We start from the raw sequence: 24,394 nt of genomic DNA on the forward strand, positions 1-24,394 counted from the left end.
GGCGCCATTTTGACCGCGAATCCGTTGATTTGGCGCAGGTCGGGCACTCCACCCGGCCCCCAATCCCCGGGGCGATCTCGGCGCATCGTCTGACAACCGGGATAGCGAAAATCAGAGAAGCTTTAGATTAAACGTTTCTTGGTTTGGTTTTTCATCACTCTGAACCATCGGAAGCGCATCTACAAACTTTTGCATTGACCCCTCATGCCCGCACCGAAATCCGCTCTTCATGCTGACTCTTTAGTCTCGGAGCTATCCCAGCGCTTTGAAAAGGTTCGCAGGCAAACCGAGGTGCTGGTCGAGCCACTGACTGCGGAAGATTGCCAGCTCCAGTCCATGCCGGACGCCAGCCCTGCCAAGTGGCACCTGGCGCATCTGACGTGGTTTTTCGAAACCTTTGTGCTAGAGCGGTTTGAGCCTAAGTTCGAACCCTTCAACGCCAGCTTCCGCGTTCTGTACAACAGCTATTACAACGGCGTTGGAGACAAGTATCCGCGCCCGCAACGCGGCCTCATCAGCCGCCCTTCGCTGCAGGAAATAATGGCTTACCGGGCGCAAGTCAATGACCGTATCCAAAACCTGTTGACGACGGGGAAAACCCGTCAGGACAATCATCACGAACTGGCGCAGCTCATCACGCTCGGCCTGCACCATGAGCAACAGCATCAGGAGCTGCTGCTGACCGACATCAAACATGCGTTCTCATTCAACCCGGAGCGACCGGCCTATGCCAAGCGATGGCCGCTGGCTGGCATTCACCAGCAACCAGTACTCTGGCACCGCCATGCTGGCGGCCTGGTGTCGCACGGGTTCGACGCTGCGCAAGACGGTGCATTTTCATTTGACAACGAGGCACCTCGCCACCCGGTCTACATCGCCCCCTTTGAGCTGGCGAGCAGGCTGGTCACCAACGGCGAGATGATGGCCTTCATAGCCGACCAAGGCTACCAACGGCCGGAGCTTTGGCTGTCCATGGGCTGGGACTGGGTACAGACTGCCGTCACCCATCACACTGATCAGGGTAGCCTGCCGCTTTACTGGCAAGGCGATGCACGCGACTATCGTAATTTCACGCTGCAAGGGCTGGTGGATGTCGACTCCAATACGCCGGTATGCCACTTGAGCTACTTCGAGGCCGACGCGTTTGCGCGCTGGGCCGGTGCCCGACTGCCGACCGAGTTTGAATGGGAGTTGGCCGCCCGCACGCTACCCGTTCCCCGGTTGCCTGCTAACTTTGCAGACAACGCAGCGTTCCACCCGTTGCCTCAACAGGATCCGGGACACGGTGTTCCTGCGCAGATGCTGGGCGATGCCTGGGAATGGACGCAGTCCAACTACAACCCCTACCCTGGCTACAAACCTTGGCCCGGGCCGGTGGGCGAGTACAACGGCAAGTTCATGTGCAATCAATTTGTGCTGCGCGGCGGGTCATGTGCGACGCCACAAAGCCACATCCGCACCAGTTATCGAAACTTTTTCCCGCCAGACGCACAGTGGCAATTCAGCGGACTGCGCCTGGCGCGCGATGTTTAAAGTGTTGAGGGTGAACAAACCCGCAGCATCGACTTCGATTTACTAGCGCTGGAATCTGCCCGCCAAGTCGGCCACACGTTTACCTAAATTCCGCCCGCTGTCCAGGTCGCCAGAAGACATCTCACTGGCGCCCGCATCTGAAGGGGAATGGGCCATTGCACCGCTGTAGGAACCCAGGTAGTTGGCATCGTTACGTTGCGCGGCCTTGCTGTTGCTCGGCAAGACACCCTGGCTGACCCATATGCCCCCATGCTGCATAGCCAAGGTAAAAAGATAGCTCAAGGTCGACATCTTGTCGCCGTTCAAGGAGGCGCTGTTGGTAAAGCCAGAAAACAGTTTGTCTTTCCAGGCTTGGGTGTACCAGGGCCGCGAGGACGCGTCGGCAAACTTCTTGAACTGCCAACTCACGCTTCCCATGTAGGTGGGAGAACCCATGATGATGGCATCTGCGGCGCTGAGCGTGTCCCAACCCTCTTCGGGCAGATTGCCATCGGCATCAATGGCGATGAGTTCTGCGCTGGCGCCTTCAGCGACTGCCTGCGCCATACGTTGGGTGTGCCCGTACCCAGAGTGATAGACCACGGCGATTTTTGACATTTTTTAAAAGCTCCATTGATAATAATTACTCGCCACGCTTGCCATCCACACTCCAGGCACCTGGGCCCCAAGCCGTAACGGTCAGGAGTCCGCCAACAAAGTGAACCTGGAAATGATGGATTAAATAAAGCGCTCCGGCAAGACGTTTGCGTTAATTGACGCTGCAACGCGCTCTAAGCCGGTGGATCTGTCGCTTCCCTGGTTCTAAGCTGCCAGATCAAATACCAGTACCTCAGCCGCTTGCCCCTGGCTCAAGCGCAACTCGCTTTCTAATTGCAGGGCAGCGGAGTCGCCTGAGCGAAGTACCTGCCCATTGACCTCAAGCTGCCCGCGAATCAGGTGCACATAGGTCTTGCGCCGCGCATCAAGCGCTTGAGTGGCGGCTTCGGTACCCTCAAACAGGCCCGCATAGATTTTGGCGTCTGCATGAATCGTGACAGAGCCGTGCGCGCCGTCGGGAGAAGCCACCAGCCGCAGCGCCCCGCGCTTTTCGGCTTCGGAAAATGTCTTTTGCTCATAGCTGGGAGCGATGCCGGTGACGTTGGGCTCGATCCATAGCTGCAGAAAATGAGTTGTCTGGCCTTCTGCGTGATTGAATTCACTGTGTTGCACACCGGTACCCGCGCTCATCCGCTGCACGTCGCCCGGCGGGATGCCTTTGACGTTGCCCATGCTGTCTTTGTGCGCCAATTCCCCGCTCAGCACGTAGCTGATTATTTCCATGTTTTGGTGCCTGTGCGTGCCAAAACCTCTGCCAGCCGCGATGCGGTCTTCATTAATCACGCGCAGGTTGCCAAATTCCATGTGTGCTGGATCGTAGTAACCCGCGAACGAAAAAGAATGAAACGATTTGAGCCAGCCATGGTCCGCATAGCCGCGCTCGCTGGACGTTCTTAAAGTCATCATCAAGGGCTCCCTTCAAGTTGCGTTGCAATAGTTTCAATGTAGGGGCGCCCACGACCGGGGCCGTTGCACTGGTTTGATGGCATCATTCAAATTATTTGAATTTTTAATATGGCAACCATCAACACCCAGTTGCGCAATGCCCTTACGCCCGAATTCCTTGGGCTGATCGGCACCGTGCACCGCACCGGCAGCATGGCCGCCGCCGCCCGCGAACTCGGCGTGGTGCCGAGTGCCCTGACCTACCGCATTCGCCAGGTGGAAGACTCACTGGATGTCTTGTTATTTGACCGCTCCTCGCGGCAGGCAAAACTGACCGAGGCCGGCAAGGAACTGCTGCGTGAAGGCAACCGCCTGCTGCTGGAACTTGATGCCATCGCCAATCGCGTCAAGCGCGTCGCGACGGGCTGGGAGCCGCAGCTCACTTTGGCCGTTGACAGCGTCATTTCGCGCACCACCGTGATGGAACTGTGTGAGGCTTTTTTTGCGCTCGGCCCACCGACTCGTTTAAAAATTCGTGAAGAAGCCTTATCGGGAACGCTGGAGGCCCTCACCTCAGGCCAGGCCGATCTGGCCATCGGTGTGGCGATGGAACCTTCGCCGGGGAAAGCCGTGCAGAGCAAGCCGCTGGGAAGCATTCATTTCATCTACGCCGTAGCCCCGCACCATCCACTTGCCCAGGCCATCGAACCAGTCACCGACGCCATGCTGATGCCCCATCGCGCGGTAGCCGTCGCCGACTCGGTGCAACGGGGAAGCGGCGTGACGGTAGGATTGATGGGCGGCCAAGATATATTTACCGTCCCCGGCATGCAGGAAAAACTCGATGCACAGTTGCGTGGCCTGGGTGGGGGCTTCCTGCCGGAATACCTCGCGCGGCCCCATATCGTCACTGGACGTCTGGTTGAAAAGCAAATGCAACGCCCTGCACGGCTGATTCCCATGAGCTACGCCTGGCGCCGCACGATCGATGGCCGCGAAGGACGCGCGTTGCAATGGTGGCTCAAACAATTAGACAATCCGACCACGCGAAAAGCGCTGCTGGAGCGCGAACAGGCGATCTAAAAACGGATTTACCAGTGCGTTCCCCCGGCTGCGTGTAGAGTGGCGCCTATGATTTTCATTTATGGTGAAATTGTGACAATCCCCTGTGATGGCGAACCTGGACGAGGACTGCAATCAATATTTCGCAAGAAATTCGTGAGCAACGCTTGAACACTGCGTTCTTTCATCCACCCAGAAAAAGTACAAATAAATGATAAAAAAACCTTCTGCCTCCGGCGCTTCGTTTGAATTGCGCTCGCAGCGCCACATTGCGGTGGTGGGTGCCGGCATCGCCGGTATCACCTGCGCACGCACGCTGGTACAAGCCGGGCACCGTGTGACCGTATTCGAAAAAAGTGGTGGGGTGAGTGGGCGCATGGCCACCCGCAATACTGAATTTGGCGGGTTTGACCACGGTGCGCAGTACTTCACCGTGCGTGATGCGCGTTTTGAAAAAGCGCTGGCCATTGCCTCCGGGCTGGTACGCCCTTGGAGCGCAAACACCGTTCGCATTCTGGACGAGCTAGGCCGCGTCGTCGCGTCGTCGCCGCCCGCCAGGGAAGCCCACTGGGTCGCCACCCCTGGCATGAATGCGCTGGTTCAGCAATGGGCTCAGCCGTTGGCCGACGCCGGCCAACTGGTGCTTGAATCAGCGGTGATCCGGATCGAGGCCGACAAGCTGCACCCAGAACGCTGGCAACTACAAACCGAAGGCCCGGGCACGGACAGCCGGGTTCACTCCAACTTTGATGCGGTGGTGCTGGCCATTCCTTCTGCGCAAGCCCATGCCTTGCTGCTCAATTCGAAGCTGGAGAAACCGCTGCTGGCAGCCCTGGCCGGGGTCACCGTGGCGCCGTGCTGGACTCTGATGCTGGCCTTCCCGCAGGCGCTTCAGCCCACGCTGTCCCACCTGGGGCCTCAGTGGAATGCGGCGCGTAGCACGCACCATCGCATTGCCTGGCTGGCTAGAGAGTCGTCCAAGCCGGGGCGCGGCCCGATTGAGCGTTGGACCGTGCAAGCCAGTCCCGAATGGTCGCAGCGCCACCTCGAAGACGACGCAGAGCGCGTCAAGGCCAAGCTGCTGAAAGCCTTCACCGAGGTGACGGGCATACGCGCGGAGCCATCCCATGCCGCGGTACACCGCTGGCGCTATGCCCAAACCACCAAACCTCTCGGAAAAACCCATGCCTGGGACGCAAAATCCCGAATTGGCGCTTGCGGCGACTGGTGCCTGGGTCATCGCGTCGAAGACGGCTTTGTGTCGGGTCTGGAGATGGCTCTGGCCATTATTTAGTACGCAAAGCCGCGGGCGTGGCGTGCATTCCTTACCGGGGCAGGTTCGCGCCCTCGCCGACCGGCCCACTTCATGCCGGCTCACTGGTCGCTGCGGTGGCAAGTTGGCTGGATGCTCGGGCGTATGGCGGCCTCTGGTTGGTACGTATTGAGGATGTGGATGTTCCACGTTGCGTGCCTGGTGCCGCCCAAATTATTCTTGATCAACTGGCCGCCTGCGGTTTGGTGCCGGACGAGCCGGCGGTTTATCAGTCTCAGCGAAGCGCCTTGTACCAGCGAGCGCTTGCGCAACTCGTGAGGCAAGGTTTAGCCTACCCCTGCGGCTGTACACGACACGACATCGAACAGGCGCTGGCCGCCTCCGGACAACCGAGGAAACGTCAAGGTGAACGGGTGTATCCGGGCACCTGTCGGCACGGCTTGAACGGCCATGCCGCGCGCACCTGGCGGTTTTCCACTACAAGTGACGAACAAACTTTTCCTGTATTCCAAGCGATACGATCACCTGAAGCTATCGAATCAACGGCGGATATCAATGGGATGGCAATGGCCTCAGACTCCGAACAGGTCGTATGGCACGACCGGCTGCTGGGCGTTCAAACGCAGAACGTCAGCCGTGAAGTCGGGGACTTTGTGCTTAAGCGGGCGGGCAGCTTTTGGGCCTACCAGTTGGCCGTGGTGGTAGACGACAACGCGCAAGGCATTACAGACATCGTGCGTGGCCAGGATCTGGCGGATAACACCGCCCGTCAAATCCTGCTGCAGCGCGCGCTGGGACTGCCCACGCCGCGCTACCTTCACACGCCGCTGGTGCGGGGTATGAACGGCGAAAAGCTCTCCAAGCAAAACGGCGCGCAGGCGCTGGACGCCCGCCAGCCGCTGACGCGACTCCAGGAGGCGGGCCAATCATTGGGCCTTGGCCAGGTCAGCGCCGGCACACCGGGCGAGTGGCTGCAACGGGCCGTGCCGCTGTGGGCAAGCAGGCACACTAAAATCACAGCGTGATTGAAACCCCCTCCCCCAAATCCTCCGCCGCGCCGGCAAGCGCTCCCAGCGACGTGAGCTATCCACGCAACATTCGCAGTTTTGTCAGACGCACGGGCCGGACCACTATCGGCCAGGCCAAGGCCTTCACTGATGTCGGACCCCGCTTTTTGCTGCCTTACACGGCGGCGCCGATTGACTTTACCGCCGTTTACGCCCGCAGCGCGCCGACCATCCTGGAAATCGGCTTCGGCATGGGCGAAGCCACCGCGCATATTGCCGCCTTGATGCCGGAAAAAAACTTCCTCTGCTGCGAGGTGCATACGCCCGGCGTGGGAGCGCTGCTGAAACGCATCGAGGCGCAAGGGCTGGGCAACATTCGCATCGTGCAGCACGATGCCGTGGAAGTGATCGACACCATGCTCCCGCTCGGCAGTCTGGCGGGTGCACACATCTTTTTTCCAGATCCATGGCACAAAAAGAAACACAACAAGCGCCGTCTGATTCAGCCGCCGCTGATTGCCAAGCTTGCCGCTCGCCTCGAACTCGGCGGCTACCTCCATTGCGCCACCGACTGGCAGCCATACGCCGAGCAAATCCTTGAAGTACTGAGTGCAGAGCCTTTGCTTAAAAATAAAGCAGGCGCTGCGCCCGGCGGCTACGCGCTCAAACCCGATTACAGGCCCCTCACCAAGTTCGAAAACCGCGGCATCAAACTCGGGCATGGGGTCTGGGATCTGGTGTTCACGCGTGTGTAACCTGAGAGAAGGTCCCGTGCAACGCAAAGCAGCAAGATGAGGGCTGAATGATTCACGGAGGCTTGCCAACCCGCTTTGGGGTCAGCCCCAGTTGCGTCGGTTTGCCAGCAGGCCATTGGCCCACCATTACCGATTTTTTGATTCACCGCTTTCCGGCCATCACGCAAGAGGTCTGGCTTGAGCGCATGCAGGCGGGTCTGGTTGCCGATGAATTTGGCGCAGCCGTCACGCCGGAGCGCGCTTACCGCGGCCACATTCGCGTGTACTACTACCGGGCGATCAGCGAAGAATCGCACCTGCCATTTGAAGCCACCGTGCTGTTTCAGGACGAGCATCTGCTGGTGGCTGACAAACCGCACTTTTTGCCGGTCACGCCGTCGGGCCACTACCTGCAGGAAACATTGCTGGTACGACTCAAAAACAGCCAGGCGCTAAACCATTTGATACCGATTCACCGTATCGACCGCGAAACGGCAGGACTGGTACTTTTTTCAATCAATCCTGCCGAGCGCGACGCCTATCAATCCTTGTTCAGGCGGCACGAAGTCACCAAACATTACGAAGCCATTGCGCCCTGGCGCCCGGACATCGTCTTTCCGATCACGCGAAAAAGCCGGATTGTGCAGGGCGAGCCGTTCTTCCGGCAATGCGAAGCGCCGGGAGAACCCAACAGCGAAACTTATTTAGAAGTCCTGGAAGTAAGCGGCGACCGGGCGCGTTACGCGTTACGCCCGGTCACCGGAAAAAAGCACCAGTTGCGCGTGCATATGAATGCGCTCGACCTGCCGATCTTCAATGACCGGATATACCCTCCGATAAGCCCGACGCCGGATGACGACTTTTCCCATCCCCTGCAATTGCTGGCGAAGTCCCTTGCCTTCACGGATCCAGTGACCGGACAGCCCCGGCACTTTGAAAGCCGCTTCCGCTTATCGTTGGGCTGAACGAAGTCCTGTCCAGCCCAGCCCAGCCCCAAGCGTTCAATGCCCAACCGCGTTTTGTTGCACTTTTGTCCCGCTAATTCGAGGGGACTCCGGCCTCACCGCGATCAAAACTATACAGTTGCATAAACTGCAAAAGTCAAACTGCTTTACAAATCAGTCTGTCCTCTATTTTTCTATCTCTATCGCAGGTAAATCGATCTTGAACACCTCCGTAAAAATTCCCGGCCGTCCAATCGCGACGGCGCAGCCCTCGCCGCAGTTCATCAATCTCTACCGAGAATCGTCTGCTGGAGACACCCCCAGCGCCGTGCGGGAGTTGACGGAAGGACTGCTGGCGACCCCCTCAATCGTGTCGCCCAAATTTTTTTACAACGCGCTGGGCTCCAAACTGTTTGAGGCGATTACGGGTCTGCGCGAGTACTACCCCACCCGAACCGAGGCCAGTATTTTTGCGGCTTTTTATCCGCAAATCGCTGCAACGCTGGTAGAAAACGGCATCCAAAAGCCGTGCCTGATTGACCTGGGCGCGGGCAATTGCGCCAAGGCGATGACGCTGATTCCCCACCTGCAACCGCGCCAGTATGTGCCCGTCGATATCTCGGTGGACTTTTTGAGGGACGCAGCCGACCAAGTGCAAAAGAGTTTTCCTGCGCTCGAAATCGTCGGCTTGGGTATGGACTTTTCAGCGGGACTGACCTTGCCAGACGAGGTTCAAAGCCATGACCGGGTGTTTTTCTATCCGGGTTCAAGCCTTGGCAACTTTCAGCCTCCCCAAGCTTTACAGTTTTTGCAGCACATGGCTGACTCGTCGCAAGGCAAGGCGCGCGGCCTGCTGCTAGGCATTGATCTGGTGAAGGACGTCAGCACGCTGGAAGCTGCTTACGACGATGCATTGGGCGTCACAGCGGCGTTCAACAAGAACTTGCTGCTTAACGTCAATGAGCTGCTGGATGCGAACTTTGAGGTTCACCAGTGGCGTCATGTGGCGTTGTTCAACACCGTGCAGTCACGCATTGAAATGCATCTGGAGGCGACGCAGGACCTCACTGTGAACTGGCCAGGCCACGTGCGCCAGTTCAAGGCGGGCGAGCGCATCCACACCGAAAGCTCTTACAAATACACGCTGGAGACCATGACGGCCTTGCTGCGGCAGGCCGGCTTCAGGGACGTCAAACACTGGAGTGATCCAGCGCACTGGTTTGCCGTTTTCTGGGCCGCTGTTTAAGGCACCGCAAAGGCGGTTAGTCAAGCACACTGCTGACGACAGAAAAGCCCGGCACTACAACAGCGCGCCCCAAACGCTCATTCATCTTGCCCTGAAGTGGAGGCCGCCAACCGGGCCTTGAGGAAACCGCCGGTGCCATAGCGCGTCACGCGGCTGTAATAGCGCTCGGTCAGGCGTCCGACCATGGCCGAGTACTCGTCGATCAGCTGCGGCAGCACGCTGCAGCTGTCGTAATTGACCACCACCGCGACCCGTTCGCCGAGCGGCTCGAGAAGGGCTGTCAGGTGCTGTTGGATCTCCGCAATGTCGGAGGAACGATCCACCACCAGCCCCTCGAAATTGATGAACAGCAGCCCATGCTTGCGATCGAGTTCGAAACGTTGCGCCAGCGGCGTGGCCAGCAGACGCTCGCGCAGGCCGATGGTCTCACTGGCAAATAAGGCGGCGTCCATCAGCCGGAGCTGTGGGCTGATCAACGGCATAAAGTCCATCTGCGCCAGTACATCGCGCTCGAGGTTGATGCCCGGCGCAATTTCGATCAATTCCAGACTGCCCTGCTCGCCTTGTGGCCGCAACTGAAACACGCAGCGCTCGGTGATGTACAACACACGCTGACCACGTTTACAGGCTTCGCGACCGCTGAAAGTACGGTGCTCCACGGCCTTCACAAATTTACGGGTAGTGCCCTCACGGTGAATCTGCAGACGCCCGTCTTGCAGCCGTGCATCAAGATCCCCCGCTGTAAAGGTTCCGACGAACAACACTGATTTGGCGTTTTGGCTGATGTTGATGAAACCGCCCGCACCGGCCAGACGGGGGCCGAAGCGGCTGACATTGAGGTTTCCCTCGGCGTCAGCCTGGGCCAGACCCAGCACGGCCAAATCCAGCCCGCCACCGTCGTAGAAGTCGAACTGGCTAGGCTGGTCAATCACCGCCTGGGCATTGACGGCCGCTCCAAAACTCATGCCGCTGGCCGGAATGCCCCCGATCACGCCAGGCTCCGCTGTCAGCGTGAGCAGATCGATAATCTGCTCCTCCGCGGCTACGCTGGCCACGCCTTCGGGCATGCCGATGCCCAGATTGATGACACTGTTGGCGCGCAACTCCATCGCCGCACGCCGGGCAATCACCTTGCGTTCGCTCAAACCGATGACCGGCAGCGAATCGATTGGCACCCGTATCTCACCCGAATAAGCGGGGTTGTACTGCTCCGAAAAGGTTTGCATGTGGTGGGCCGGTTCAGTGGCGACCACCACTGCATCGACCAGTACACCAGGCACCTTGACCAGACGCGGATGCAAAGTGCCACGCTCGGCGATGCGTTCGACTTGAGCGATGACGATGCCGCCAGAATTTCGCGCGGCCATGGCGATTGCCAGCGCCTCAAGCGTCAAAGCCTCGCGTTCCATGCTCAGGTTGCCGTCGGGATCTGCAGTAGTGGCTCGAATGATGCCGACCGACACTGGAAAGGCTTTGTAAAACAGGTATTCGCGGCCGTCGATCTCCATCAGGCGAACCAAATCCTCGGTGGTGCGAGCGTTGATCTTGCCGCCGCCCCAACGGGGATCGACAAACGTATCCAAGCCAACGTGTGTCAGCGTGCCAGGCTTCCCTGCCGCGATATCCCGAAACAGGTGAGTGATCACGCCCTGTGGCAAGTTATAGGCCTCGATCTGATTCTCCACAGCGAGTTTCTGCAGCGTCGGCACCAGCCCCCAGTGCCCGCCCACCACGCGTTTGACCATGCCCGGATGCCCTAGATGGTTGAGGCCGCGTGTGGCGCCATCGCCCTGTCCGGCCGCGTAGACCAGGGTCAGGTTGCGCGGCGCACCGGTACCGGTTTCGGCCAGCGTATCCAGAAAGCGCTGCTCGAGCGCCACCGCAATCGTCTCGGCAAAACCGATGCCCACAAAGCCCCCGGTGGCCACGGTGTCACCGTCGTGAATCAATCGAATGGCGTCGGCGGCACTCACCACCTTGTTGCGCTGCGCGCCGTGTTGGGTCGAATCGGTGAATTGGGTATGCATGTGGGCCTCTGCAGCTGCGGATCGAAGACTTCCATCATCCGCCGACAAGCTGACTTTTGTTACCGGGGAAACCTGCTCCCCCTTTTTCAGGGGCGGGCGTTCACTTATCCTCTCAGTTCAACGACTTGATTAGAACCCCGGCCTGAGCGCCCCTTCTGGTCCACGGCGCTGGGACATCAACTTAAACGCGATCGATGAACAGCCCCATGCAGAGGACTGTTCCGACAACATACAACAACCAAGTCTGTGAGATGGCGTAGGGGTAAAACATCAACGCTACGCCAAGCCATTTGACAAGGTTGCGCCCGGCTCGCTTGCCGTATCGATACGCCGCAAAGCCAATGATGCCAAACAGCAGGGCGCCAAATAGATAGGCCGGACTGGGCAGCGTCAGTCCGAGCAACTGCAGGGCTGACGATTTATTCACGCCTGTTCAGCAACTTGCTTAACCGATCTACATCCCGCTGTAATTCGGTCCACCACCGCCCTCCGGGGCAACCCACACGATATTTTGGGTAGGATCTTTGATGTCGCAGGTTTTGCAGTGCACGCAGTTCTGCGCATTGATCTGCAGGCGATCGGTGTTGTCGGGGTTCTTGACATACTCATACACACCGGCCGGGCAGTAAAGGCTTTCGGGGCCCGCATACTTGGCGAGATTGACGTTCACCGGAACGCTGGCGTCCTTCAGCGTGAGGTGCGCGGGCTGATTTTCTTCGTGGTTGGTGTTGGATACAAACACGGAACTCAAACGATCAAAGGTGATCTTGTTGTCCGGCTTGGGGTAGACGATGGGCGTGCATTGCGACGCAAGTTTCAGCATCGCATAATCGGGCTTCGTGCGATGAATGGTCCAAGGCGGACTCTTAATGCCAAACTTGGGCAGCAGCCAATGCTCGACGCCCGTCATGAGTGTGCCCATGTACAAGCCCTTTTTGAACCAAGCCTTGAAGTTGCGCGACTGGTCCAGTTCTTGGGCCAGCCAGCTTTTGGCATAGGCCTCGGGGTAGGCGGTGAGTTCGTCGTGCTGGCGGCCGGCGGTCACCGCAGCGTAGGCTGCATCTGCAGCGAGCATGCCGGACTTGATGGCTGCGTGGCTACCCTTTATACGGGCGGCGTTCAGGTAACCCGCTTCACAGCCGATAAGCGCCCCACCAGGAAACACGGTTTTTGGCAAACTCAATGCGCCACCGGCCGTGAGAGCCCGCGCACCGTAGCTGATGCGCTTGCCGCCCTCCAGATACGCCTTGATGCTGGGGTGGGTCTTCCAGCGCTGCATTTCTTCAAACGGGCTGAGGTAGGGGTTGCTGTAGTCCAGTCCGGTCACGAAACCCAACGTGACTTTGTTGTCTTCCAGGTGGTACATAAAGCCGCCACCGTAGGTTTGGCGGTCCATGGGCCATCCGGCCGTGTGGACCACCAAGCCCGGTTTATGCTTGGCCGGGTCAATTTCCCACAGCTCTTTCACACCCAGGGCATAAGCCTGCGGGTCCTTGCCTTCGTCGAGCTTAAAGCGATCAATCAACTGACGGCCCAACTGACCGCGCGCGCCTTCGGCGAACACGGTGTATTTTCCATGCAGCTCCATGCCCAGTTGGAAATGGTCGGTTGGCTCGCCGTCTTTGCCAATACCGAGGTTGCCGGTGGCCACCCCCTTGACCGACCCGTTGTCGTTGTACAGCACTTCCGCGGCTGCAAAGCCCGGAAAAATTTCCACCCCGAGGTTTTCGGCCTGTTGCGCCAGCCAGCGCACCAGGTTACCCAAACTGATAACGTAGTTACCGTCGTTATGAAAGCAGTCGGGCACTAGAAAGGCGGGCGTTTTGACCGTCCCTGTTTCGCTGAGGAACAAGACTTCGTCACTGGTAACCGGCTGATTAAGCGGGGCACCAAGCGCTTTCCAGTCGGGAATCAGTTCTGTCAGAGCGCCAGGGTCCATCACTGCGCCCGAAAGAATGTGCGCTCCAGGCTCAGAGCCTTTTTCCAGCACGACCACAGAAACGTCCTTGCCGTTCTCAGCCGCCAATTGCTTGAGGCGAATCGCCGTGGCAAGACCACCGGGGCCACCGCCCACCACCACAACGTCATATTCCATTGTTTCGCGGGGACCAAACTGGGTCAGAATTTCTTGGGTGTTCATTGAGGGCTCGCTGATAATGAAGTTCAGGAATGTTATCTGTCTCGCGGCTGATTCTATGTCGCGAATGCATAGCCCCGGACGGGGGTTCCCTTTTGTATATTTATAGTCAGAGGAGTCTTAAATGGCCTACAGCATTGATCTTTCGGGGCGGGTCGCCCTGGTAACTGGGGCTTCCGGCGGCCTGGGTGCGCAGTTTGCAAAAACTCTCAGTCGTGCAGGTGCCGCCGTGGTGCTGGCAAGCCGCAGAATTGACAAGTTAAAAGAATTGCGCGCACAGATTGAAGCCGACGGGGGCGCCGCGCATGTTGTGCAGCTTGACGTGACGGATCATGCCAGCATCAAGGCTGGCGTCGCCCATGCCGAAACCGAGGTGGGACCGATCGATATTCTGGTCAACAATTCCGGTGTGAGCACGACGCAGCGGCTCCAGGATGTGACGGAAGAGGACTACGACTTCATTTTCAACACCAATGTAAAAGGTTCATTCTTTGTTGCTCAGGAAGTAGCCAAGCGCATGCTGGCTCGTGCCAAGGGGGCGGCGCCGGGCGCTTACGCGGGGGGCCGCATCATCAACATCGCATCGATGGCGGGCCTGCGCGTGTTGCCGCAAATTGGCGTCTACTGCATGAGCAAAGCCGCTGTGGTGCAAATGACCCGAGCCATGGCGCTGGAGTGGGGAAAATTCGGCATCAACGTCAATGCGATTTGTCCTGGCTACATAGACACCGAGATCAACCACCACCATTGGGAGACGGACCAAGGCAAAAAACTGGTTCAAATGTTGCCGCGCAAGCGCGTTGGCAAGCCTGAAGACCTGGACGCGTTGATGGTCATGCTGGCCAGCGGAGAAAGTCATTTCGTCAACGGTGCCGTCATTGCGGCCGATGATGGCTTTGGCGCCTGAGTGGTATCCCCGCCAGGAAAGCCATCGGCCACCTCCTTACCAGCCCTTGAATCATGAAAATTGAAATTCCCGAAAATAAAAAGCTGGTCTATGAGATGCGCATTCCGATCCGCTGGGGCGACATGGATGCGATGGGCCACCTTAACAACGGCAGCTACTTCCGCTATCTCGAAATCGTCCGCATTGATTGGATGTCCTCCATCGGCTGCAAGCCAGATCCGCAAGGCGAAGGGCCGGTGATCGTCAATGCCTTCTGCAATTTCTACAAACAGATCGAGTACCCCGGTGACGTACTGACCCGGATGTATGTGAGCGACCCGGGCCGCACCACCTTTGAAACCTGGGGCACCATGGAACGGCTGGACCAGCCCGGCGTGATTTGCGCAGCGGGCGGTGCCACCACGATCTGGGTTGACTTTCCGGCGCAAAAAGCCAAGACCTTGCCGGACTGGGTGCGCCAGGTGGTCGCGGGCTGAGTTCAATGGGAAGGGGCAGGAAGCTGCTCGTAACGTTGCGGCACTGTCCTACGCGTGAAGCACTGAATGGGCGCCCCCTTGGAAACTGAAAAGTCGTATTCTGCGGAGCTGTCTGTCAACAAGGCTCGCTCCCCCAATGTTTTTCCTCGGAATTGGCACCGCCACTCCCCCTGCACGCTACACGAAAGCCGAATGTCTGGAGGCGTTTCAGAATTCCAGCTGGTATGCGCGGCTTGATGCGCGCTCGCATTTCGTCGCTCGAACCGTTTTGCAGCGTGACAACGGCATTGAAGCGCGCCGGCTTGCTATTGATTCGCTGGACGACGTTTTTTGCATTGACCCCGATACCCTTTCCAGACGCTTTCTCAATCACGCGCCGGTGCTGGCAGCCAAGGCGGCCGAACGCGCGCTGGTCCATGCCGGGCTCGCCGCGCATGAAATTGACGCGGTGGTCATCAGCACCTGCACCGGTTATGTGTGTCCAGGCCTGTCTGGCCACGTGGTCGAACGCCTTGGTCTGCGCGCCGATGTCCAGGCTTTCGATCTCGTGGGCCAAGGCTGCGCCGCCGCGTTGCCCAACCTGCAGCTCGGACGATCCCTGCTCACATCAGGGGCCTGCGAGCATGTTCTGTCGGTCTGCGTCGAGGTGAGCAGTGCCGCGATGTACCTCGACAACGATCCGGGGGTGCTGATCAGCGCCTGCCTTTTCGGAGACGGTGCCGGTGCGGCAGTTTTGTCGTGCAAGGCGGGCAAGACCAATCGGCGGATAGAGTGGAAAGACAGCACCTCTCTGATCGAGCCGGCGCACCGCGACGCTTTGAAGTTCGAGCAGCGCGCCGGTATGCTGCGCAACGTCCTGACACGGGAGGTGCCGGCGCTGGCGGCCGACTATGCGCAGCGCGTGCTCGAAACGGTTCTGCAACGCGCTGGCCTGACCCGCACCGACATAAGCGCCTGGATCATGCACGCGGGCGGACGCGACGTGTTGCTTGCGCTGCAGCGCCGCTTCGACCTGCAGCCCGACGACTTGCGCTACAGCGCGGCCATGCTGCGTGAGTACGGCAATCTCTCCAGTGCATTCGTCTACTTTGTACTCCAGGCCGCCCTCGCAGAGGATGCACCGGGCGGCTGGTGGTGGCTGTCGGCGTTCGGCGCTGGCTTCAGCTGCCACGGCGCCTTGCTTGAGGTGCAATGATGAGCAGGGTTTTGGCGCGATGATGCCTCGGGTTGTTGCCGCTGAGACGCTGGACGGTCTGGCAGAAAACGATCCGGCCGCAATGCGGTCGCGCCGCGACCTTCAGCGCGTTCACCGCATGATGGGAACGCGCGCTATGGTGACGCAGGCGCTGCGTCGAATGTCAACGGCCCGCACCACCCATTCGCCGCTCCGGATATTGGAACTCGGTGCCGGGGATGGCAGCCTGATGCTCGGCGTTGCGCGCGCACTCAAGGGCGCGTGCCCGAGGGTCGAGTTGATGCTGCTTGATCGCCAGGCACTGGTCGGCTGCGCCACCGTCGCTCACTATGCCGATCTGGGCTGGACTGCCGTTTCACAGGTGATGGACGTGTTTGTGTGGGCAGCAAGCGATGAGGCGCCGCAGCCTGGACGCAGTGCCTCTGCATGTTGGGACGTCATTGTGTCGAATCTTTTCCTGCACCATTTTGAGAACCCACCGCTGGCGTCGCTGCTGGTTGCGATTGAGTCGCGCACGGAGCATTTCTTCGCCTGCGAGCCGCGGCGCGCCCCGCTGGCGTTGGTGGGCAGCCACTTGATCGGTGCGATCGGCGCCAATTCGGTGACGCGCCAAGATGCGGTGCTAAGCGTCCATGCGGGGTTTCGGGATCAGGAAATCAGTGCGCTGTGGCCGGCGCGTAAGGCGGCCTGGACGCTGAACGAATATTCGGCCGGCCTGTTCAGCCATTGTTTTCGGGCCGAACGAATCGAAATTGACGGGGCTACCCCACCATGATGCTCACGCGTTTTGACGCCATCATCATCGGCGCAGGGCCGGCAGGTTCGACCGCCGCAATCCTGCTGGCACGGGCCGGCTGGTCGGTCGCGCTGGTTGAAAAGCAGCGTTTTCCGCGCCGAAAGGTCTGTGGTGAATGCCTTGCAGCCAGTAATCTGCCCTTGCTCGACGCACTGGGCATCGGCGCCGCATTCGGCGCCAGTGCGGGACCCGATTTGCGCCGGGTCGCCCTGATGCAGGGAGAGCGCGTCGTTATGGCTAATCTTCCTCCAGCCGAGCATTCACGCCATGCGTGGGGCCGAGCACTCGGGCGTGAAACACTCGACACGCTGTTGCTTGAGGAAGCCAGAGCCTCAGGCGCCACGGTGCTACAACCGTGGTCAGTCCAGGCGCTCGATGGAAACACAGGAGACCATCGCTGTAATATCCGCGCCGTCGGGTCAGATCAAGAGGTCACTCTTCATGCGCCTATCCTCATCGCCGCACATGGTTCTTGGGAGCATTTGCCGTCGACCCGTGCCGCCCGGCGTCTTGACCGTCGCCCCGGCGACCTGTTTGCCTTCAAGGCAAATTTTCACGGCTCGACGCTCCCTGAAGGTCTGCTTCCGGTACTTTCTTTTAAGGGCGGTTATGGCGGCATGGTCGTAGCGGATCATGGCGTGACCACGCTGGCCTGCTGCGTTCGTGAAGACAAGCTCGAAGCGTGTCGGCGTGAGGCGCCAGGATTGAGTGCCGGTGAAGTGGTTGAGGCTTATCTGAAGCGCGAGTGCCGCGGCGTGGCCGAGGCGTTCGACACCGCACAGCGCGAAGGCGCGTGGTTGGCCTCGGGACCGATTGACCCCGGCATTCGCTTACACCGTAGCGACACGGTGTTTCGGATCGGCAATGCGTCGGGCGAGGCGCACCCGATCATCGGCGAAGGCATGAGCATTGCGATGCAGTCCGCGTGGTTGCTGTGCGCGCAACTCCTGGGTCCAGTTGTGCAACGTGGCAGCGTGTTGTCTTGCGCAACTTGGCAGCATGGCGTTCGCCAGCGTTACGCCGCCGAATGGCGCCGCCATTTTGCGCCGCGCCTTCGCCTGGCTGCGACTTTTGCACACCTGGCCATGCGGCCCGACGCGGCGTCGCCATTGCTGGCGCTGCTAAGCCGCTGGCCCTCGCTGCTGACGCACGGCGCTCGATGGGGCGGCAAGGTGCATTGCGCCCCCAACCCCTCTACCGTCGCCTGGTTGGCGTCGGGGTCAGGTGCAAAACCCAGCCCCACGCCGCATTGACTAAAGGCCTCGCGGGTGGTCGTTAGCACCCGAAGGTTTGACAACCGCCCGGGTGAAAGTCCAAGTCCAGTCAACTGATTCAGCGGCGACCGACACATAAGTCATACCTGCAAGGTGTTGTGGCAGCGCTGAAAGCAGGCGCCCATCTTTGCTGCGCGACATAAAAAATGTCCGCTGTCAAGCCTTTTTTGATAACAGACATGACGCAAAAAACCTATATGGAGCAACAGTTTAGAGTGTTTCCTGGGGACTTCAGCCTGCTGTAGATTTGCAGGCTGGGGGCCACATAGGAGCCTTGCGGTTGCGGGTCTTGGCGTGCCAGGGCGGGCAACACGGATGAAGGCATCGGTCGACTCCTCCGTAATCATACGTGAGCAATACATAAGACATAAGACGGATCACCAAGATGCGAATGCGCAGTTCCGCTATCGCAAACACGTCTGATTCGATTAAGGCTGGCTCGCGCTTCACACCAAAGGCTCCTTCGGGAGCCTTTGGCGTAGGTGAAAAATATCCTTTCAAAAAACCACTGCGAAGACTGGACAGTCCATTCGCCCAACAAAGGTACGGTACATACTGCCAATAATTGGCGGTATCCATGCGATGTGAGTAAGATTCTGGTATGTCCAGATCAGAACGCCTTCTCAGCCTCTTGCAGGTCTTGCGAAACCATCGCCGTCCCGTGAGCGGACAGGTCTTGGCAGATGAAATCGGCGTTAGCATTCGCACGCTGTACCGGGACATCGCCAGTTTGCAAGCGCAGGGTGCCGCCATTGAAGGGGAACCTGGTGTCGGCTACGTCATGAAGCCTGGTTTCATGCTTCCGCCCTTGATGTTTGCGTCTGAAGAACTCGATGCGCTGGTGCTGGGCATGCGGTGGGTGGCAGACCGGGGCGACCGGACCTTGGCGAATGCCGCATTGAGCACGCTTGCGAAAATCTCTGCCGTATTGCCGCTTGAATTGCGGCGAGAACTTCAAGAATCTGCGCTACTCGTGGGTGCCGGACACAAGACTTCGAGTCATTCGATTGCCCCCGACCTGCTGCGCGTTGCGATACGTGAGGAACGCAAACTCCAGATCACCTACGGCGACGCTTCAGGCGCAGTCTCGCAACGTGTGGTTTGGCCATTCGCGCTGGTGTACTTTGACCAGTCGCGCGTGCTTATGTGTTGGTGCGAACTGCGGGGCGATTTACGCAACTTCCGCACCGACCGAATTGCCGAAGCCGATCTGCTGGAAGTGCGGTACCCGAAGCACCGACAGTCACTTCTTAGGCAGTGGCGACGCTCCGAACATGCAGTTAATCGTTTGATACTGCCAGAACTTGGCAGTGACCTGGGATAAGCTGAACTTCTCTTTTTACCTTGGAGTTCATCATGAAATTCGCATCCATCCGCCTCGTCACCAACGAGTTCGAGCGCCTTGCCGTGTTTTACCAAAAGCTGTCGGGCCTTGAGTCCGTGCGCCTTGCCGACGGTTTTGCCGAAGTGCGCTTCGACGGGGCCGTCTTGGCCATCTCCTCGGAGCAACTGATTCAGCGCTTTAACGCCGGAGCCGCAACGGCTGCCGCCAACCGGTCTGCGATCCTGGAGTTCCAGGTGGACGACGTGGATACCGTGTGCGAGCGTATGCGTGTTGCAGGTGCAGAAATCGTCCTGCCCGCCACTGTCATGCCTTGGGGGAATCGCTCCCTGCTCCTGCGTGATCCCGATGGAAGTTTGGTGAACGTTTTTTCCAAACCCACGCCTTAGAACCTATTGACGACTGTCTGTTGAATTCCACCCAGAATTGACCCCGTGGGGGGCAACTTTGGATGGAAATCAACACTCCTTACAAGCCCAAAGCGGGCTTGCGCCGCTCGCCCGCATTGGTGCGGTACTGGAGCATGAACACCTTGCGACCTGCTGGTGTAATCTTGCACAGGAAGCCGGGCACCAGGGTATCGCGCAGTTCGACGGGCTGCGCCTGGGGTTGTGCCGCATCGACTGCGGACTTGGTGATCTTGATCTTGGCCATGACGACTCCTAGAGAAACCCCGATTTCCAGGTGTAGGCTGGGAGCCAAGCGAAGGAAAAGCGGAGCGGGTTACGGAAAGCACCGGCATATGGTGAACCCGCTTATTCCCTAGGGAAACTCGTTGTGGCGAACCTCACCGAACGTCAGCCAAATTCGGTGCTAATGTCATGATGAAATAAAAAAAGCCCACAAAGTGAGCTTTTTTTAAAGATTGTTGGTCGGAGTACAAGGATTCGAACCTTGGACCCCCTGGTCCCAAACCAGGTGCGCTACCAGACTGCGCCACACTCCGAAGTCATGCATTGTAACCGGACCGGAGGGTAAACCCAAGCAACCCCGAAAACTTTTCCCTTCCTCCCTGCGCGCCATTTGATGCTTGAGCCGCCAATCCGAAAAATTGAAAATTCGACGAGTTAATTTTTATTGGCTATCCCCTCACTAGAACAATGGACTTTCGAGCGGCTTGTTCGAGAACCTACGCGGTGGCAAAGCAAACGCCGGATGACTTGTTTGCTTGGCTTTTACAAAAAAAAACGCTTCATCGCGTTGGGAAGAGGTCTTTGGGGCTTTACATTTTTTACCGGGTAGCCCGCTTGGTGCGATGCTTAACCAGGGTAAACGATTCATTTTCTTGCGGGCGGCAAGTCGGTGCAGCTTCCGTGGGCTACTTCCGCTGCCATGCCGATGCTCTCGCCCAAGGTGGGATGTGGATGAATCGTTTGTCCGATATCGACCGCGTCTGCACCCATTTCAATCGCCAGCGCTATCTCACCAATCATGTCGCCAGCGTGGGTGCCAACGATGCCACCGCCCAATATTTTGCCGTGGCCGTGGACCTCGGGCGAGTCATCGAACAACAACTTGGTAAAGCCTTCGTCACGGCCGTTGGCAATCGCGCGGCCGGAAGCGGTCCAGGGAAAAAGACCCTTCTTGACTTTGACCCCCTGCGCCTTTGCCTGGTCTTCAGTCAGGCCCACCCACGCTATTTCCGGGTCGGTATAAGCCACGCTTGGAATGACACGGGCATTGAAGGCGGCGCTGGCCAGCTCCTTGTTGCCCGTTAATTCACCGGCAATCACTTCAGCGGCCACATGCGCCTCGTGCACCGCCTTGTGCGCCAGCATCGGTTGGCCGATGATGTCGCCAATGGCAAAAATATGCGGCACGTTGGTGCGCATCTGGATGTCCACCGGGATAAAACCCCTGTCGGTCACGTTCACGCCGGCCTTCTCGGCTTTGATTTTTTTACCGTTTGGCGAGCGGCCCACGGCCTGCAGAACCAGGTCGTAGGTTTGCGGCGCCGGTGCGCCCTCGCCTTCAAAAGTAACTTCAATACCCGCCGGCGTGACCTTGGCGCCTACGGTTTTGGTATTCAGCATGAGGTTGTCAAACCGCGGCGCGTTCATCTTCTGCCAGACTTTGACCAGATCCCGGTCCGCGCCCGGCATCAGGCCGTCGAGCATTTCCACCACGTCCAGCCGCGCGCCCAGGGAAGAATAGACCGTACCCATTTCCAGGCCGATGATGCCACCGCCCAGAATCAGCATCCGCTTCGGCACTTCTTTCAGCTCCAATGCGCCGGTGGAGTCCACCACGCGCGGGTCTTCGGGCATAAAAGGCAGGCGAACGGCTTGGGAGCCCGCGGCGATGATGCAGCGCTTGAACGCCACCGTTTTCTTGCTCCCCGTTTTTTCCTGTGAGGGGCCGGTGGTTTCTTCGACCTCGACATGGTTGGCACCGACGAAGGCGCCATAACCGCGCACCACCGTCACCTTGCGCATCTTGGCCATCGCCGCCAGCCCACCCGTCAGCTTGCCGACGACTTTTTCCTTGTGCGTCCGAAGCTTGCCCATGTCCAACGCGGGCGCACCAAAGCTCACGCCCAAGCTGGCAAAATGCTTGACTTCGTCCATCACGGCGGCAACGTGCAGCAAAGCCTTGGACGGAATGCAGCCGACATTCAGACAGACACCGCCCAGCGCAGCATAGCGCTCGACCAGCACGACCTTCAGACCCAGGTCCGCCGCGCGGAATGCAGCGGAGTAACCACCGGGGCCGGCGCCCAGCACCAGCACGTCGCAGTCCAGATCGATCGTGCCGCTGAAGCTAGCCGCAGCTGCTGGCGCTGGTACTACCGTATTAATAGCTGCTTGCGCCGTTGCTGTGTGGGCGGGCGCCTGTTTTAACTCTTCAACTGGGGCCGCGCTTGCAGCACCAGTGACTTCCAGCGTCAGCACCACCGAGCCCTGCTTGACCATGTCACCCAGCTTGACCTTGAGCGCTTTGATCACCCCCCCTTGCGACGAGGGAATTTCCATCGACGCCTTGTCACTCTCAACCGTGATGAGGCTTTGCTCGACCTTGATGGTGTCGCCAGCCTTGACCAGCACCTCGATCACGGTGACTTCGTCGAAGTCGCCGATGTCCGGCACCTTGATCTCGATCAGACTTGTGGAGGCGCTCATTAGGAAGCTTTCAATTTAAGGGTAACTACTTCAATCGGTCCAGCAGAATGCTTGTCGAACTCATAACGAGCAGTCAGACCGGCATCGCCGGCCGCCGCTGCTTCATTCATCACACGGAGCGTCATAAAAGAACACGACGGAAGTCAGCCAGAATCTGACCCAAATAGGCGTTGAAGCGCGCGGCGGAGGCACCGTCGATGACCCGATGGTCCCAGCTCAAGCTAAGCGGCAGCATGAGGCGCGGTTGGAAGGCCTTGCCGTCCCAAACTGGCTCGATCTGGCTCTTGCAGACGCCCAGAATCGCCACCTCGGGGGCGTTGATGATGGGCGTGAAATAACGCCCGCCAATGCCGCCCAGCGACGAAATTGTGAAGCACGCGCCTTGCATGTCGGCCGGGCTGAGCTTGCCCTCCCGCGCTTTCTTGGCAAGTTCGCCCATTTCCTGAGAAATCTGCACGATGCCCTTTTTATCCGCCTCTTTAATCACCGGCACCACCAAGCCGTTCGGCGTGTCGGCCGCAAAGGCAACGTTGTAATACTGCTTGACTACCAGTTGATCGCCATCGAGCGACGCGTTGAACTGGGGAAACTTCTTCAGCGCGGCCACCGAAGCCTTGATCAGAAATGCGAGCATGGTGATCTTGACGCCAGACTTCTCGTTTTCCTTGTTCATCTGGACACGGAAGGCTTCGAGCTCGGTGATGTCCGCATCATCGTGGTTGCAGACGTGCGGAATCATCACCCAGTTGCGGTGCAGGTTGGCGCCGCTCATTTTCTGAATTCGCGACAGGTCCTTGCGCTCGACCGGACCAAATTTGGTGAAGTCCACCTTGGGCCATGGCAGCAGATCCAGCCCTGCGCCGCCACCAGAAGGTGTAGGCGCCTGGGCCACTTGCGCTTGAGTACGGGTAGCGCCCAGCATCACGGCTTTGGTGAAAGCCTGAACATCGTCGGGCGTGATGCGGCCTTTGGGGCCGGTCCCCTTGATTTCGGCCAATGGTACGCCCAGCTCGCGGGCAAACTTGCGCACGGAGGGAGAGGCGTGCGGCAACCCGCCGACCGGGGGAGTAGCAGGCGCATGGTCAGGCATGGTCGCAACTGCGGCTGCGGCTGCGGCTACTGGTGCGGGTACTGATTCGGGTGTGGAGTCAGCGGATACCGATGCAGTCGATAGCGCCGATGGCACCGATGGAGCCGCTATAGGTGAAACCGAACCCTCCAGCATGGCCAACAAGTCGCCGATATTCACAATGTCGCCCAGCTTGACCTTGAGCTCCTTGATCACCCCTGCGGCGGCGGAGGGTATCTCCATGGAGGCCTTGTCGGACTCTACCGTGATCAGTGATTGTTCGGCCTTGATGGTGTCTCCCACCTTCACCAGTACCTCGATCACCGCAACATCCTTGAAGTCGCCAATATCAGGTACGCGCACTTCTATCGAGCCGTTGGCTGACGCCGCTGGTGCGCCAGCAGGCAACGGCGCAGGCTGAGGGTCCGAGGCGGCATTGGCTTTAGTTTTAGCGTCGGCTACGGGCATCGGTGCCGGGGCAACTTCGGACTCGGCGCCCGCCACTTCGAGCGTCAGGACAATCGACCCTTGCTTGACCTTGTCGTCCAGCTTGACCTTGAGCGTCTTCACCACCCCCGCGTGGCTGGAGGGTATTTCCATAGAAGCCTTGTCGGACTCCACCGTAATCAATGATTGTTCAGCCTTGACGGTATCGCCCGGCTTGACGAGAAGTTCAATCACCGTCACTTCGTCGAAATCCCCGATGTCAGGAACCTGAATGTCTATCAATGCCATGATTTTTCTCTCGGGTTGCTTTTAGTTTTCAGCTCA

At 58.9% G+C, this 24,394-nt stretch carries 21 protein-coding genes, 1 tRNA gene and 1 pseudogene; 14 read left to right on the forward strand and 9 right to left on the reverse strand.

The annotated features are described in order from the left end of the window. Nucleotides 1-204: 204 nt before the first annotated feature. Nucleotides 205-1,533 carry an ergothioneine biosynthesis protein EgtB gene (egtB, locus tag HHJ16_RS02925; protein WP_293640486.1) on the forward strand — a complete coding sequence of 443 codons (1,329 nt, stop codon included), beginning with the start codon at nt 205-207 and terminating at the stop codon, nt 1,531-1,533. A 42-nt stretch (nt 1,534-1,575) separates the two neighbouring features. On the opposite strand, the gene HHJ16_RS02930 is transcribed toward egtB, so the two are convergent. Together HHJ16_RS02930 and HHJ16_RS02935 are read right to left on the reverse strand one after the other, a co-directional pair. After that, entirely contained in the window at nt 1,576-2,130 is a 555-nt protein-coding gene (locus HHJ16_RS02930) for a flavodoxin family protein (protein WP_293640488.1), read from the reverse strand. Between the two features lie 204 nt (nt 2,131-2,334). After that, entirely contained in the window at nt 2,335-3,036 is a 702-nt protein-coding gene (locus HHJ16_RS02935; protein ID WP_293640490.1) for a pirin family protein, read from the reverse strand. A gap of 108 nt (nt 3,037-3,144) precedes the next feature. Here HHJ16_RS02935 and HHJ16_RS02940 point away from each other — a divergent pair, with 108 nt between their 5' ends. The 6 genes from HHJ16_RS02940 to egtD all read left to right on the forward strand — a co-directional run bounded on the left by HHJ16_RS02940 (nt 3,145) and on the right by egtD (nt 9,281). After that, on the forward strand, nt 3,145-4,098 hold the full coding sequence (locus HHJ16_RS02940) for a LysR family transcriptional regulator (RefSeq protein WP_293640491.1): 954 nt from the start codon (nt 3,145-3,147) through the stop codon (nt 4,096-4,098). Nucleotides 4,099-4,288: 190 nt separating this feature from the next. Beyond that, complete coding sequence (locus tag HHJ16_RS02945; RefSeq protein ID WP_293640492.1) at nt 4,289-5,371, forward strand: FAD-dependent oxidoreductase; 1,083 nt, start codon at nt 4,289-4,291, stop codon at nt 5,369-5,371. A gap of 26 nt (nt 5,372-5,397) precedes the next feature. Next, nucleotides 5,398-6,375, forward strand: a complete 978-nt coding sequence (gene gluQRS, locus HHJ16_RS02950) for a tRNA glutamyl-Q(34) synthetase GluQRS (protein ID WP_293640781.1) — start codon at nt 5,398-5,400, stop codon at nt 6,373-6,375. After that, the gene (gene trmB / locus HHJ16_RS02955) at nt 6,372-7,112 is read left to right on the forward strand and encodes a tRNA (guanosine(46)-N7)-methyltransferase TrmB (protein ID WP_293640494.1); all 741 of its coding nucleotides are present in this window, start codon (nt 6,372-6,374) and stop codon (nt 7,110-7,112) included. Before gluQRS ends, trmB begins: the two co-directional genes overlap by 4 nt. Before the next feature lie 47 nt (nt 7,113-7,159). Further along, nucleotides 7,160-8,056, forward strand: a complete 897-nt coding sequence (locus HHJ16_RS02960; protein ID WP_293640495.1) for an RluA family pseudouridine synthase — start codon at nt 7,160-7,162, stop codon at nt 8,054-8,056. 199 nt (nt 8,057-8,255) lie between these two features. Next, nucleotides 8,256-9,281, forward strand: a complete 1,026-nt coding sequence (egtD, locus tag HHJ16_RS02965) for an L-histidine N(alpha)-methyltransferase (RefSeq protein ID WP_293640496.1) — start codon at nt 8,256-8,258, stop codon at nt 9,279-9,281. A gap of 77 nt (nt 9,282-9,358) precedes the next feature. Here the strand turns inward: egtD and HHJ16_RS02970 are convergent, their stop codons facing one another. From HHJ16_RS02970 to HHJ16_RS02980, 3 genes are all read right to left on the reverse strand, one after another. Next, nucleotides 9,359-11,308, reverse strand: a complete 1,950-nt coding sequence (locus tag HHJ16_RS02970) for an acyl CoA:acetate/3-ketoacid CoA transferase (RefSeq protein WP_293640497.1) — start codon at nt 11,306-11,308, stop codon at nt 9,359-9,361. A gap of 181 nt (nt 11,309-11,489) precedes the next feature. Beyond that, nucleotides 11,490-11,735: a hypothetical protein gene (locus HHJ16_RS02975; RefSeq protein ID WP_293640499.1), complete on the reverse strand. Its 246-nt coding sequence runs from the start codon at nt 11,733-11,735 to the stop codon at nt 11,490-11,492. A 27-nt stretch (nt 11,736-11,762) separates the two neighbouring features. Next, on the reverse strand, nt 11,763-13,448 hold the full coding sequence (locus HHJ16_RS02980) for an electron transfer flavoprotein-ubiquinone oxidoreductase (RefSeq protein WP_293640500.1): 1,686 nt from the start codon (nt 13,446-13,448) through the stop codon (nt 11,763-11,765). 121 nt (nt 13,449-13,569) lie between these two features. On the opposite strand from HHJ16_RS02980, the gene HHJ16_RS02985 reads away from it, so the two are divergent. The 7 genes from HHJ16_RS02985 (at nt 13,570) to HHJ16_RS03015 (ending at nt 19,824) form a co-directional block, all read left to right on the forward strand. Continuing rightward, nucleotides 13,570-14,352 carry an SDR family oxidoreductase gene (locus HHJ16_RS02985; protein ID WP_293640501.1) on the forward strand — a complete coding sequence of 261 codons (783 nt, stop codon included), beginning with the start codon at nt 13,570-13,572 and terminating at the stop codon, nt 14,350-14,352. A gap of 53 nt (nt 14,353-14,405) precedes the next feature. Then, nucleotides 14,406-14,828, forward strand: a complete 423-nt coding sequence (locus HHJ16_RS02990) for an acyl-CoA thioesterase (RefSeq protein WP_293640502.1) — start codon at nt 14,406-14,408, stop codon at nt 14,826-14,828. 136 nt (nt 14,829-14,964) lie between these two features. Beyond that, nucleotides 14,965-16,023 carry a 3-oxoacyl-[acyl-carrier-protein] synthase III C-terminal domain-containing protein gene (locus HHJ16_RS02995; protein WP_293640504.1) on the forward strand — a complete coding sequence of 353 codons (1,059 nt, stop codon included), beginning with the start codon at nt 14,965-14,967 and terminating at the stop codon, nt 16,021-16,023. 22 nt (nt 16,024-16,045) lie between these two features. Further along, nucleotides 16,046-16,798 carry a hypothetical protein gene (locus HHJ16_RS03000; RefSeq protein ID WP_293640506.1) on the forward strand — a complete coding sequence of 251 codons (753 nt, stop codon included), beginning with the start codon at nt 16,046-16,048 and terminating at the stop codon, nt 16,796-16,798. Further along, nucleotides 16,795-18,072, forward strand: a complete 1,278-nt coding sequence (locus HHJ16_RS03005) for an NAD(P)/FAD-dependent oxidoreductase (protein WP_293640508.1) — start codon at nt 16,795-16,797, stop codon at nt 18,070-18,072. The genes HHJ16_RS03000 and HHJ16_RS03005 overlap by 4 nt, the downstream gene beginning before the upstream one ends. A 622-nt stretch (nt 18,073-18,694) precedes the next feature. Then, nucleotides 18,695-19,417 (forward strand): YafY family protein, encoded by a 723-nt coding sequence (locus HHJ16_RS03010; protein ID WP_293640509.1) that lies wholly within the window; start codon nt 18,695-18,697, stop codon nt 19,415-19,417. 32 nt (nt 19,418-19,449) lie between these two features. After that, nucleotides 19,450-19,824 (forward strand): VOC family protein, encoded by a 375-nt coding sequence (locus tag HHJ16_RS03015; RefSeq protein ID WP_293640510.1) that lies wholly within the window; start codon nt 19,450-19,452, stop codon nt 19,822-19,824. Nucleotides 19,825-19,906: 82 nt separating this feature from the next. Here the strand turns inward: HHJ16_RS03015 and HHJ16_RS03020 are convergent. From HHJ16_RS03020 to aceF, 4 genes and pseudogenes are all read right to left on the reverse strand, one after another. After that, nucleotides 19,907-20,089 (reverse strand): annotated as a pseudogene (locus HHJ16_RS03020) (Arm DNA-binding domain-containing protein); the annotation flags it as partial. Between the two features lie 215 nt (nt 20,090-20,304). After that, nucleotides 20,305-20,381, reverse strand: a tRNA-Pro gene (locus tag HHJ16_RS03025). Nucleotides 20,382-20,712: 331 nt separating this feature from the next. After that, a complete protein-coding gene (gene lpdA, locus HHJ16_RS03030) occupies nt 20,713-22,554 on the reverse strand; it encodes a dihydrolipoyl dehydrogenase (protein WP_293640511.1) in 1,842 nt (613 codons plus the stop codon). Nucleotides 22,555-22,675: 121 nt separating this feature from the next. After that, nucleotides 22,676-24,358, reverse strand: a complete 1,683-nt coding sequence (gene aceF / locus HHJ16_RS03035; RefSeq protein WP_293640512.1) for a dihydrolipoyllysine-residue acetyltransferase — start codon at nt 24,356-24,358, stop codon at nt 22,676-22,678. Nucleotides 24,359-24,394: the final 36 nt, after the last annotated feature.

It is taken from the genome of Polaromonas sp. (genome assembly GCF_012927485.1).
Classification (GTDB): domain Bacteria; phylum Pseudomonadota; class Gammaproteobacteria; order Burkholderiales; family Burkholderiaceae_C; genus Polaromonas.